Origin of the sequence: Streptomyces sp. SID3212 (assembly GCF_009865405.1) — a bacterium.
Lineage (GTDB): Bacteria > Actinomycetota > Actinomycetes > Streptomycetales > Streptomycetaceae > Streptomyces.
The window spans coordinates 17,621-30,730 of record NZ_WWJY01000901.1 but is presented as its reverse complement, the minus strand read 5'-3'; the positions used below and the strand labels follow the sequence as shown (position 1 = coordinate 30,730).

8 protein-coding genes are annotated in these 13,110 nt (G+C 72.1%); 5 read left to right on the top strand and 3 right to left on the bottom strand.

Annotated elements, in window-relative coordinates; translation table 11 throughout:
• Window positions 1–61: 61 nt before the first annotated feature.
• From rph to GT042_RS26885, 3 genes are all read right to left on the bottom strand, one after another.
• Window positions 62–2,593 (bottom strand): rifamycin-inactivating phosphotransferase, encoded by a 2,532-nt coding sequence (gene rph, locus GT042_RS26895; protein ID WP_161311314.1) that lies wholly within the window; start codon window positions 2,591–2,593, stop codon window positions 62–64.
• Window positions 2,594–2,958: 365 nt separating this feature from the next.
• Window positions 2,959–4,797 (bottom strand): protein kinase, encoded by a 1,839-nt coding sequence (locus GT042_RS26890; RefSeq protein ID WP_161311306.1) that lies wholly within the window; start codon window positions 4,795–4,797, stop codon window positions 2,959–2,961.
• A gap of 238 nt (window positions 4,798–5,035) precedes the next feature.
• Window positions 5,036–5,674 carry an HD domain-containing protein gene (locus GT042_RS26885; protein ID WP_161311305.1) on the bottom strand — a complete coding sequence of 213 codons (639 nt, stop codon included), beginning with the start codon at window positions 5,672–5,674 and terminating at the stop codon, window positions 5,036–5,038.
• A 130-nt stretch (window positions 5,675–5,804) separates the two neighbouring features.
• On the opposite strand from GT042_RS26885, the gene GT042_RS26880 reads away from it, so the two are divergent.
• The 5 genes from GT042_RS26880 (at window position 5,805) to GT042_RS26860 (ending at window position 13,059) form a co-directional block, all read left to right on the top strand.
• Window positions 5,805–6,842 carry a DJ-1/PfpI family protein gene (locus tag GT042_RS26880; protein WP_345943930.1) on the top strand — a complete coding sequence of 346 codons (1,038 nt, stop codon included), beginning with the start codon at window positions 5,805–5,807 and terminating at the stop codon, window positions 6,840–6,842.
• Window positions 6,843–6,962: 120 nt separating this feature from the next.
• Window positions 6,963–8,366, top strand: coding sequence for an aspartate aminotransferase family protein (locus GT042_RS26875; RefSeq protein WP_161311304.1), 1,404 nt, complete (start codon window positions 6,963–6,965; stop codon window positions 8,364–8,366).
• Window positions 8,367–8,526: 160 nt separating this feature from the next.
• Entirely contained in the window at window positions 8,527–9,612 is a 1,086-nt protein-coding gene (locus GT042_RS26870; protein ID WP_161311303.1) for a PP2C family protein-serine/threonine phosphatase, read from the top strand.
• Between the two features lie 124 nt (window positions 9,613–9,736).
• Entirely contained in the window at window positions 9,737–10,420 is a 684-nt protein-coding gene (locus GT042_RS26865; protein ID WP_161311302.1) for a GntR family transcriptional regulator, read from the top strand.
• A 65-nt stretch (window positions 10,421–10,485) separates the two neighbouring features.
• A complete protein-coding gene (locus tag GT042_RS26860; protein WP_345943931.1) occupies window positions 10,486–13,059 on the top strand; it encodes a dolichyl-phosphate beta-glucosyltransferase in 2,574 nt (857 codons plus the stop codon).
• Window positions 13,060–13,110: the final 51 nt, after the last annotated feature.

Sequence of the window (13,110 nt, the reverse complement as noted above, 5' to 3'; positions counted from 1 at the left end):
TTCGACGCCGGACACCCCGACTACCCCTCGGCCCGAACCCGCACCCACCCACCCACCCCCCTCAGCCCAACACCTCAACGTACCCATCCGCTCCGTGTACGCGGATTCGCTCGCCGTCCTGGATCCGTTGCGTCGCACGTTCCACGCCCACCACCGCCGGCAGGCCGTACTCCCGGGCGATCACCGCTCCGTGGGTCATCAGGCCTCCCACCTCCGTCACCAGGCCCGCGATGCCCACGAACAGGGGCGACCAGCTGGGGTCGGTGAAAGTGGTGACCAGGATGTCGCCTGCTTCGAGGTCGGCATCCGCCATGTCGAGGATGACGCGGGCCCTGCCCTCGACCGTCCCCGCCGAGACCGCCAGGCCGACCAGGGCGCCGGCCGGCGCGTCGTCGCGGTGGTACGAGCCGCTCAGAGCTTCGCCGTCCGAGGTGAGTACCCGGGGCGGGGTGAGTGTCTCGTACGAGCGGAACTCGTCCTTGCGTCGTTGGATGAGGACGAGGTGGTCGTTCGAAGGGGTCTCGCGTACGACGACATCGCGGAGTTCCTGGAACGTGAGGAAGAAAATGTCCTCCTTCTCACGGAGCACGCCCGCCCGTACCAGCCGCCTGGCTTCGGCCAGCAGGGCCCGCTTGTAGACGAAGTAGCGGGCGACGATGCCGTACTTCGGGTACTCGCGGTACCCGATGAAGGCTCTGACCTGGTCGATCATCCGCTTGGTCTCTTCGGCCCTCCCCTCCCCGTCCGGCTGGGCCCGGAGGCGGGACAGTACGTCCTGCTCCTTCTTCCGCGCCTTCTGGCTTCCCTCTTCGAAGCGGCGCCCGGCCGCGCCCGGTTCAAAGTTCCGTACGTTGTCGAGGATCGCCGGCAGGAGTGTGGTGGGGCGCTCGCGCCACCGTGGCCTGGTGATGTCGATCTCGCCCGCGCAGCGCATGCCGTACCGGTCGAGGTACGCCTCGATCGCGTCGCGCGCCTCCTGGCCGCCCGGGAGCTTCGGCAGGTCGTCCAGGAAATCCTCGTCCTCGACCTCCCGCAGGAACGCCACCACCTCGGGCAGCGGGCGGATCACGTCCGCGACGTCCAGCAGCGCCAGTCCCATCTCCGACGTGATGTTGCCGGGGGCGGACAGGGTGAGCGTGTCAGCGGCGTTCTTCTCGCCCAGCCACTCCCCCAGCTTGTCGTTGAGCCACCACGTGGCCTCCATCCCCGCCATGATCGCCCGGAAGTTCAGCGGCTCACCGAGGATCCGCTTGTGCTCCTCGAAGGCCTCCAGCAGGAAGTCGAACAGCGCCGGTCCCGTCCTCGACCGGATGTCGCGCTCCAGGGCGGCGATGGACGCCTGGCTGCGTTCGATCAGCTCGGCGACGATGGCCGGGTCCGGCTCGGCGGGGGCGGGCGGCCCGCCTGCGGCGGACGCGCCGCGCGCCGGTGGCCCGGTGTCCGGGAGCGTCGGGACGAAGTCGTCGCGGTCGAGGACGGTCTCCAGCGCGTCCCTGACCAGCGGGTCCCCCTTCCCCATGAGGTCCAGGAGACCGGCCCGGCTCGCGGGCGAGCCCAGGCGCCGCGTGACGTCGACGAACAGCCGTCCACCGGCCGCGTGCATCGGCACCATGGCGGTCAGTTGCCACATGGAGAGCCCCAGGGGCTTCATCGCGTCGGTCATCATCTGCTGGTGGCCGACGGAGACGTACAGGTGGTTCTCCTCGTCACCGGCCTCGGGGACGGGGAACAGCGTGGTGATCGGCCGGCTCTGCACGAACTGGAAGGTGTCGTCGGCCAGGCACCACTCGATGTCCTGCGGGCGGCCGAAGTGCGTCTCGATCCGGCGCCCGAGCCGTACGAGCCGTACCACCTGCTCATCCGTGAGCGCCGGTACGTCTCCGCCGGTCGACCTGGCGACCACTTCGCCGTTTCGCACCGTAAACCCGTCCGGGTTCACCAGCCCGGAGACCAGGGCCTCGCCCAGGCCGAAGCCGGCGTCCACGGTGGCGACCTTCCGGTTGCCGGTGACGGGGTCGGCCGTGAACAGAACCCCGGACGCGTCCGCGAGGACCATCCGCTGGACGACGACGGCCATGCGGACCGTACGGTCGTCGATTCCGTTGCGCCGGCGGTAGGTCACGGCCCGCTCGGTGAAGAGCGAGGCCCAGCACCGGCTGACGTGCCGAAGAACCGCCGCCGCGCCCACGACGTTCAGATACGAATCCTGCTGCCCGGCGAACGAGACGGTCGGCAGGTCCTCGGCCGTGGCGCTGGAGCGGACGGCATAGGCGACCTCGCCGTTGAGCGCGCGGGTGACGGCCGCCGCGAGGTCGGCCGGAAGGGTCACGCCTTCGATGACCTGGCGGATCTCCGCGCTGAGCGCACGGATCCCGTCCCGGTCGTCCGCGTCCAGACGCGACAACCGGTCAACCTGATCACGGACCGACGGCGCGACGACCTGCCGGTAGGCGTCCGTCGTCACACAGAAACCGGCCGGCACCCGGATGCCGTCGACCCGCGACAACCCACCCAGCTGGGCACCCTTGCCACCGACAAGGCCGACCTGACTCTCGTCGACCTCGCGCAGATCCCGTACGTACGGCCGGCTCATCGCGCCCACTCCGACGAGGCCGCCGGCCCCCCACACGTCACCAACACACGCACGTCGTGCCCTCATTTCCGCAGGTTGTGGCCTTGCCCGCCGATTCTGCGCCACCCCCTGGGCCTTGCCGCAAGCCCCCCAGTGCGCTATACCTTAAGAGCGGCAAGGAGAGTGATCTCCTTGCCTTTGTCGTTTCGCCCCCGCTGTCAGCAGCGCGGGACGGGCCTGCTGCGCCCTCTGTCGCGCTGAGCGGTCCCCAGCACACACAACCCACCGAAACGGGCCTGGCGGGCGACTCGCCAGTCACATCGGCCCCGCGACGAAACCTCAGGCACAGACTGGCCCCCGGGGAACCTTCCCCCCGGCCCGCACCCTCACCCCGACTTCGTGTACGTCAGTTCCTCGCCGCTTGTTGTCACCCGGCGGAGCCTGCCGTCGTCCAGGAGTGTCAACTCGGTGGGGGCGCCCGGGGTGCAGGATGATGCCGGTTCGCCGACCGTGACCTTTGACGGGCCGATGCTCACCGGGTCTCCGGGGGTGGGGGTGGTGGCCAGGGGGGCTTCGAAGACGCAGTGGTACGTGCCGTCCTCCGCAGGGCCGTCCGCCGTGAGCTTGAGTACCGTGTCGCCCACCTCGCCCTGGGTGATGACCAGTTGGCGGGTGCCCGTACCCGTGGCCGTGTCGACGCCGCTGCTCCACGTGCCCAGGTACTCCTTCGGCACCTCGCCCGCCGTCGTCTCGGACGGCGAGGGGGAGGGGGAGAGGGAGGGGGACGGTGAGGCGTCCGCCGGGGGTTTCGGGGCGGGGCTCGTGCTCGAACTCGCCTTGTTGTCGTCCGTGCCGCCGCCGCCCATGAACGCGTACACCGAACCACCCGCGCCGATCGCGACGACCAGGGCCACCGCGATCAGCGCGATCGTCGCGCGCTTGCTGCGGGGCGCCGCCGGTTCTGGGGCGGGGGGTGGCGGTACCGGGGCGTACGGGGACGGGGATGGAGACGTGGTCCGGGCCGGCTGAGGGGGGCCGTACGGCGTCGCCGCAGTCGCCGCGGTCGCCCCGTACGGCGGTGTCGGGCCGAAGGGCGCCGACGGCGGTATCGGCGGGCCGAATCCGGGGGGTGTTTGTGTCGGTGTCGGTGTCGAGGTCTGTGTTGTTGGCTGCGGGTATCCGTAGGGGTGTTGCGCCTGCGCCTGCCCCTGCGCCGGGGCGGCCGGGAGCAGCTGCGGGGATGTGGGAGTCGCCTCCAGCCCCGACCCCTGCCCCACCCCCTGCACCCGCGTCGTCGGGTCCTCCTGGTTCAGCAACTCCACCGCCCCCTGGCCCAGTTGGGCCAGCAGACCGCCCGGCAGCCACGGCTCCCCGGGGCCAGGCGAGTCGCCTGCCCCCGCCACCCGCGCCAGCACCTCCGCCGTCGTCGGGCGCGCCGCCGGGTCCTTCTGGAGGCAGTGGCCTATCAACTCCCCCAGGCCGTCCGGGAGGCCGGACAGGTCAGGTTCCTCCTGCGCGATGCGGTACAGCAGCGCCGGTATCCCGCTGTCCGCCGCGCCGAACGGCTGCCGGCCCGTCGCCGCGTACAGCAAGACGGAACCCAGGCAGAAGATGTCGCAGGCCGCCGTCACCCGGTCCCCCCGCACCTGTTCCGGTGCCATGAAGCCGGGGGAACCCATCAGCGCGCCGGTCCGCGTCAGGCCGTCCTCGCCGACCGACTCCAGCGCGCGGGCTATGCCGAAGTCGATGACCCGCGGGCCCTCGATCGTCACGAGCACGTTGGACGGCTTGAGGTCGCGGTGGATGAGTCCCGCCGCGTGGATGTCCTGGAGCGCGCGGGCGAGTCCGGACGCGAGGACGCGTACGGAGGGTTCGGGCAGCGGGCCGTGGCCGGCGCCCGTGCCGTCCTCGCCCGAGACGATCGTCTGGAGCGTCGGCCCCGCCACGTACCCCGTCGCGACCCAGGGCACCTCCGCCTCCGTGTCGGCGTCCAGCACCGGGGCCGTCCAGGCGCCCCCGACGCGCCGCGCCGCCTCCACCTCGTGGCGGAACCGGCTGCGGAACTCGTCCTGTTCGGCCAGATCCCGCCGTACGAGCTTGACGGCGACGGTACGTCCCCGGTTCGAACGCGCCAGATACACCCGGCCCATGCCGCCCGCCCCCAGGCGCGCCAACAGCCGGTAGGAGCCGATGTGTTGCGGATCTCCTGCTACGAGTCTCTCCATGGCCGCGCGGCCCCTCCCCGAACCCGACGCACCCGACGCGCCCGATCCGTCGCGGGCCACGCCCCTGTCACGCCATGGATCATCTCGCATGACGGGGCAGGAGTCGTCGGCTGTCCCAAGGTCGTTCGCGTGTCCGGAGGTCGCTCGGCTGTGAGGAGGTCGTTCTGCCGAGATCGTTCGCCTCGGCGCCCTCGGGGCGGAGGGCGCCGAGAATCCGTGGGGGGTCAGCCCCGCCCCGTCACTCCGGCCACGCCGAGTTCTCGATCACCTCGACGAAGTCCGTACGGACGAAGCCCGGCGAGAAGTGCGCCAGCACATCCGCCTTCACGTTCCCGAAGGCCGTCTGCGGGCGGTGTTCGATGCCCTCCGTGAACGCCTGGAGGATCCGCCGCTTGAAGTCCGGCCTCGGGTGCGCCGCCACGACCTCGTCCCTGACCTCCTGGGGTACGACGTCCAGCCCCATCCCCAGGACGTCGAACTCGACCCCCGCCGTCACCAGCGCCACCTCCGGCTCCATGTGGCCCGGGATCTCCGGTGTCGTGTGCAGCGCGATCGCCGTCCACGCGATCCGCGCGCTGTCCTGCGGGAGACCGTGCCGCAGCAGGAAGTCGCGGGCCGCGTCGGCGCCGTCGATCTCGAACCGCTGCTGGGACGTCCGGTAGCCCGGCGTCAGCCCGAGGTCGTGGAACATCGCGCCGACGTACAGCAGCTCGGGGTCGTACGACAGCCCGCGCCGCCTTCCCTGGAGCGAGCCGAACAGGAAGACGCGGCGGGAGTGGTCGTACAGCAGCGGGCTCGCCGTGTCCCTGACCAGCTCCGTGGCTTCCTTGGCGAGCGCGCTGTCGGGGATCTGGACGCCGGCGACGGTCTCGGGCATGGCGGGGTTCCTCTTCCTGGGGAGGCGATGGTTCCGGCTTCCACTCTCGGGCCGGACGCCCGTGCCCCGCCATGTCTACGGAGACGTACACCCCACACATCCGGACATGGAATCCGGTTACCGTTGCCGTATGGGAGCCATGAGTGCTGGACAGCGGCATGGCCGGCGGCGCCGCGCGCCCCGCGCCGTCGTCGTGTTCGTCTACGACGGCGTTCGGCTGATGGATGTCGCCGCGCCGCTGGAGGTGTTCGCCACGGCGGCCGGGCTCGGGGGTTCCTACGCGCTGACCGTCTGTTCGGCCGACGGGGCTCCCGTCATCACGTCCACCGGGACCCGGCTGCACGCCGACGCGGCCGTGCCGGAGATCGGCGACGGCGTCCACACCGTGATCGTCCCGGGCTCGGACGACCTGCCGCACCACCCGCCGCCGGACGGCCTCCTCGACGCGGTCACCTTCCTGGCCGGGCGGTCCGCGCGGGTCGCGTCCGTCTGTACGGGCGCGTTCGCGCTGGCCGCGGCGGGGCTGCTCGACGGGCGGCGCGCCACCACGCACTGGCGGCACGCGGCGGCCCTCGCCCGGCGCCGTCCGGCCGTGACGGTGGACCCGGACGCGATCTTCGTACGGGACGGGCACACGTACACCTCCGCGGGCGTCACCGCGGGCATCGACCTCGCGCTCGCCCTGGTGGAGGACGACGAGGGCGCGGATCTGGCGCGCGAGGTGGCGCGGGACCTGGTGGTGTTCCTGCGGCGGCCGGGCGGGCAGTCGCAGTTCTCGGTGGCGGCCCGCACGCCGAGCCCGCGGCACGACGTGCTGCGCGGGCTGCTGGACGCGGTGGCAGGGGATCCGGCCGCCGATCACTCGCTGGCGGCGCTGGCGCGGCGCGGGGGGCTGAGCGCGCGGCACCTCACGCGGTTGTTCAACGAGCAGGTGGGCAGTACGCCGGCCGCGTACGTGGAGTCCGTACGGCTGGAGGCGGCGCAGGCGCTGCTGGAGGCGGGGGAGACGGTGACGGGGGCGGCGCGGCGGAGCGGGCTGGGGAGCGACGAGTCGCTGCGGCGGGTGTTCCTGCGGCATCTGGGGGTGACGCCGTCGGCGTACCGGGCGCGGTTCCGTACGGCGGGGACGGGGGTCCGGACAGCACGGACGGCGGTTCGTAGCGGCTGACGCCGGCTTCCCGACACTCGCTGCGCCCGGACCCCGTTCGACACCCTGCCCAGCAAAGTGGCCGACTCCATACAGGGTGGCCATACCGTCCCCCACCTGCGCCTCCCTACCCTGGGCCGCATGACCCCTCCTCTGGACCCGCAGGCCGTCCCGCACGTCGGCCCGCACGTCGGCCCGCACGTCGACCCGCAGGCCGGCGCGGCCGTGAAAGCCGCTGACCGCGCGCACGTGTTCCACTCCTGGTCCGCCCAGGAGCTGATCGATCCGCTCGCCGTCGCCGGCGCCGAGGGCTCGTACTTCTGGGACTACGACGGCAACCGCTACCTCGACTTCACCAGCGGCCTCGTCTTCACCAACATCGGCTACCAGCACCCGACCGTCGTCGCGGCGATCCAGGAGCAGGCGGCCCGCCTCACGACCTTCGCGCCCGCCTTCGCGATCGACGTACGGTCCGAGGCGGCGCGCCTCATCGCCGCCCGCACCCCCGGCGACCTCGACAAGATCTTCTTCACCAACGGGGGCGCCGAGGCCGTCGAGAACGCCGTCCGGATGGCCCGGCTGCACACCGGCCGCCCGAAGGTGCTGTCGGCGTACCGTTCGTACCACGGCGGTACGAACACCGCGATCAACGTGACCGGCGACCCCCGCCGCTGGGCGTCGGACACCGGCACCGCCGGGGTCGTCCACTTCTGGGCGCCCTTCCTCTACCGCTCCCCCTTCTACGCCTCGACGGAGGCCGAGGAGTGCGAGCGCGCGCTGGAGCACCTGGAGTCGACCATCGCCTTCGAGGGGCCCGCGACCGTCGCCGCGATCATCCTGGAGACCATCCCGGGCACGGCCGGGGTCATGACGCCGCCGCCCGGCTATCTCGCGGGGGTGCGCGAGATCTGCGACCGGTACGGGATCGTCTTCGTCCTGGACGAGGTGATGGCGGGGTTCGGCCGTACGGGGGAGTGGTTCGCGGCCGACCACTTCGACGTCGTACCGGACCTGCTGACCTTCGCGAAGGGCGTGAACTCCGGTTACGTACCGCTCGGCGGGGTCGCGATCTCGGCGGCCATCGCGGAGACCTTCGCGACCCGCCCGTACCCCGGCGGTCTCACGTACTCCGGACACCCGCTGGCCTGCGCGGCGGCCGTCGCCACGCTCCAGGTGATGGAGGACGAGAAGGTCGTCGAGCACGCGGCGCACATCGGCGCGACCGTCCTCGGCCCGGGTCTGCGCGAGCTGGCGGAGCGTCACCCGTCGGTGGGGGAGGTGCGCGGTACGGGGGTGTTCTGGGCGCTGGATCTGGTACGGAACAGGGAGACGCGCGAGCCGCTCGTCCCGTACAACGCGACGGGTGAGGCGAACGCGCCGATGGCGGCCTTCGCCGCCGCCTGCAAGAAGAACGGCCTGTGGCCCTTCGTGAACATGAACCGTACGCACGCCGTCCCCGCCTGCAACGTCACGGAGGCGGAGGCGAAGGAGGGGCTGGCCGTCCTGGACGCGGCGCTGGCGGTGGCGGACGAGTACACGGTGTGAACGAGTACACGGTGTGAACGAGTACGCGATGCGGAAGCGTGGAACGAGCCGCGCGCGCTGAGGGAACGTCAGGCGGGCAGATCATGTAGGTATGGTGCGTTATGTGAAACGACTCGGTCGGTTTCCGTCCCGCCGACCGGGCTACGGCCGGCGGGACCCCATGATCTGGGCGCCCCTGGTCCTCACCGCCGTCCTCGCCCTCCTGGCGTTCCTCACGCCTCCCCAGGTCCCCTTCACCCGCCTCCTGCCCGCCGCGCCCGCGCTGGCCGCGTCGCTCTGGTCCGTGGCGGCGACCCTCGCGCTCGGCGTGGTGTGTCTGCTGGGCGTCGTCGCGTACGCCCTGGTCACCGACCACGACGGGACCTTCTACACCGCCGGTGCCATCGCCGCCGTCACACTGGCCGCCGCCTACGCCAGCCATCTGCGCCTCCAGCGCGAGGACACGCTCGCCGAGGTCCGGGCCGTCGCCGACACCACGCAGCGCGTCCTGCTGCGGCCGGTCCCCCGGCGCATCGGCTGCCTGGAGATCGAGACGCTGTACGTGGCCGCCGCGCCGCAGGCGAGGGTCGGGGGCGACTTCTACGCGGTGGTCGACACGGCGTACGGGGTCCGGCTGATCATCGGGGACGTACGGGGCAAGGGACTGGACGCGGTCGGCGTGGCCTCGGCCGTGCTGGGCTCGTTCCGGGAGGCCGCGTACGACGCGCCGGACCTCGGCGGGCTCGCCCGGCGCCTGGACACCACCGTCGGCCGGTACGAGGCGACGGCCCCGGCCCCGGACTCGCCCGAACTCTTCGCCACCGCCGTCCTCGCCGAGATCCCCGCGCACGGCGCGCACGCGCGGATCCTCAGCTGCGGGCATCCGCCGGTCCTGCTGACGCACGACGGGCACGTCCGCCCCCTCACGCCCGGGACGTCGTCACCGCCCATCAACCTCGCGACGCTGCTGGGTGGCGTGTACCACGTGGAGGAGGTGCCCTTTGTCGCCGGTGACCAACTGCTCCTCTACACCGACGGCGTCACCGAGACGAGGGACGGCGACGGCGCGTTCTTCCCGCTCGCGGCGTGGGCGGGGCAGCGGACGTCCGTACCGCCCAGGACGCTGCTCGACCACCTGTACCGGGCGCTGGTGCGGCACAGCGAGGGGAAACTGAACGACGACATCGCGGTCCTGGCCGTACGGACGACACCTCGGCCGGCACCCCGGGCGGCATCGGAAGCGGGGGTCACGGCGCCGGGTGCGTGAGGGGCGGGCCGTGGGCGTGACGTCGTCCCGTGGCCTGGCGTGACGTCACCCCGTGCCTGGGCGTGACGTCGTCCCGCGCCCGCTGGCTTAGGGTGTCGGGAGCCGGACGAGGGGACGTACCACCATGCCTGCCAGCGGAGCTGTGACGCGCAGCACCTTGCGGCAGCAGATCGCGGACGCGCTGCGTGACGAAGTGCTCGCTGGGCGTTTGCTGCCGGGGCAGGAATTCACCGTCAAGCACATCGCCGAGCAGTACGGGGTCTCCGCGACGCCCGTGCGCGAGGCGCTCGTCGACCTCTCCGCGCAGGGTCTGCTCGACTCCGACCAGCATCGGGGCTTCCACGTCCACCAGTTCACCGTCGAGGACTTCCGGGGGATGGTCGAGGCGCGGTCGCTGGTCGTGGACGGGGTGGTCCGCAAGCTCGACGGGCCGGGTCTGGCGACCCGCGCGCACGGCGAGTCGCTGGTGTCCGTACGGCGCAGGGCCGAGGAGGCCGCGCGGGCGGCCAGGGCCGGGGACCTGGACATCCTGATCGGGTACGACCTGCGCTTCTGGCGCGAGCTGGGCGGGCTGATCGCCAACCGTTACGTGTGTGAGTTCCTGCACCGGATGCGAGTGCAGGCGTGGGTGTTCTCCGTACCGTTCCTGCGGGCGGACGCGGAGGGCGAGAAGTGGCTGTGGAGCGGACATGAACCACTGGTCGACGCGCTCACCCTGGGGGACGCCGGGGCGGTACGGGCGGTGATCGGGGCGTACGACGAGCACGCCCTGAGATGGGCGGACCGACTGGAAAGCACGCGCGGGTGAGCGGGGGCGGTCCGGGGGCGCCGGAGGGGCGGGACGGGGCGGACGCGGAGACGGTCGGGCGGACCGTGCCCACCGTCACCCTCTCCGTGGTCGTCCCCGCGTACAACGAGGAGGCGCGCCTGCGCCCCACCCTCGACGCCGTCCGCGCCCACCTCGGCGCAGATCCGGGCCGCTGGGGCGAGTGGGAACTGATCGTCGTGGACGACGGCTCGTCGGACGGTACGGTCGCGATCGCCGAGGCCGTGGCCGCCGAGGAACCGCGCGTACGGGTGGTACGCAGCCCGGGCAACCACGGCAAGGGGCACGCGCTGCGCCTCGGCGTCCTGGCCTCGTACGGCCGGCGGGTCCTGCTCACCGACGCGGACCTCGCGACGCCGATCGAGGAGCTGGACCGGCTCGACAAGCAGCTGAACGAGCAACTGGGCGGGCGTGACGGCGAGCAGCACACGGGCGATGGTCCGGACGACGGCCCCGGCGCCGCCATCGGCTCCCGCGCCCACCCCGACGCCCGGATCGAAGTGCGCCAGTGGGCGCTGCGCGAGTGGCTCGGCCGGCTCGGCAACCGCCTCATACAGGCCGTCGCGGTCGACGGCATCGCCGACACCCAGTGCGGCTTCAAGCTGTTCGACGGCGCCCAGGCGCGCGCCGCGTTCGCCGCCTCCCGGCTGGACGGCTGGGGCATCGACGTCGAGATACTGCGCTACTTCCGGCGCGCGGGCTGGCCGGTGACGGAGGTCCCGGTGCGCTGGGCGCACCAACCGGGTTCCAAGGTACGGCCGTTGGACTACGGGCGGGTGCTGCTGGAGCTGGTACGCCTGAAGGCGGGCCGGTCGCGTTCGGCGCGCTGGGCGCGCAGGGCCCCCGGTCTGCGGCCCGTGGACCTGACGGTGACCGTCCTCTTCGTCCTTGCCGCGCTCGTCCTCTACAAGGGCCTCTGGAACGATCTCGGCCACTCCTACCTCGCCGACTCGGGGTCGGACCAGAACCAGTGGGAGTGGTTCTTCGCGGTCACCGCCGACAACGTGCGGCACCTCCACAACCCCCTCTTCACCACCTTCCAGAACTTCCCCGACGGCGTGAACCTCATGGCGAACACCGTCATGCTCGGCCTCTCCGTCCCTCTCACCCCCGTCACGCTCGCCTTCGGACCGACCGTCACCTGGGCGGTCGTCCTGACGTTCGGGCTGGCGGCGACGGCGACGGCCTGGTACTGGCTGTTCGCGCGGTGGCTGGTACGCAACCGGTGGGCCGCCGCGCTCGGCGCGGCGCTGGCCGCGTTCGCGCCGCCGATGATGTCCCACGCGAACGCGCACCCCAACTTTCTCGTGCTGTTCATGATTCCGGTGATCATCGACCGGGCGCTGCGGCTGTGCGAGGCGGGTGCGGGTCCGGGTGGCGAGGCCGGTGCGGGTGGCGAGAACGGTGCCCCGAACCGCGTCGTCCGCGACGGCGTGCTCCTCGGCCTCTTCATGACGTACCAGATCTTCCTCGGCGAGGAACCGCTGCTGCTCGCCGTCATGGGCATGCTGCTCTTCGCGCTGGCGTACGCCTTCCAGCGCCGCGACGTCGCGAAGGCGTCGATCCGCCCCCTGCTGCGGGGGCTCGGATACGCGCTCCAGGTGTGTCTGCCGCTGCTCGCGTTCCCGCTGTACTGGCAGTTCTTCGGCCCGCAGAGCTACCACAGCGTGCTGCACGGCGACAACGCCGGAAACAGCCCGCTCTCCTTCCTCCACTTCTCCGGCCGCGCGCTCTTCGGTACGGAGGCGGCGGCGGACCCGCTCGCCATGAACCGTACCGAGCAGAACGCCTTCTACGGCTGGCCGTTGATCGCCCTGTCCGTGGGGCTGGGGGTGTGGCTGTGGCGGCTGGCGGTGGTGCGGGCGCTGGCCTTCACGGCGGTGGTCGCGGCGCTGCTCTCGCTGGGGCCGAAGGTCCGTATCCCCTTCACGGACGTCGTGCTGACCGGCCCCTGGCGGATCCTCGCCCACCAGCCGCTCTTCGAGTCGGTCATCGAGTCGAGGGTGGCGATGATCTGCGCCCCGGCGCTGGGCGCGCTGCTGGCGCTGGCGGCGGACCGGCTGGGGGACGTGGAGGTCGTCCCGGGGCGTACGGAACGGCTCGTCGGCCTGATGGCGCTGGCGGCGGCGCTGATCCCGATCATTCCGACGCCGATGCCGGTACGGGAGCGGCCGGACGTCCCGGCGTTCATCGCGGACGGCACGTACCGCTCGTACGTCTCCCCGGGCGAGTCCGTGGTGCCCGTACCGCTGCCGGATTCCGGGGAGGCGGAGGCGCTGCACTGGCAGTCGGCGTCCGGGCTGGGCTTCTCCGTGCCGGGCGGGTACTTCAACGGGCCCTGGGGCCCCGACCGGATGGGGATCTACGGGGCGTCCCCGCGCTTCACCTCTAACTGGCTGCGTGAGGTCCGTAACACCGGCCAGGTGCCGCCCATCGGCCCCGGGCAGCAGGCGCAGGCGCGGTTCGACCTCGCGTTCTGGAAGGCGGGGGTGGTGGTGCTGGCGCCGCAGCCGAACGACGCGGCGCTGTACGAGACGGTGGAGAAGCTGCTGGGGGAGCCGGGGAGGCGGGTGGACGGGGTGTGGATCTGGGATCTGCCGGCTTCGGGGGCGGGGTCGTGAGACGTCGCCTGTACGTCTTGCCGGAACGAGTGACGCATAGTGAGAGAGCAA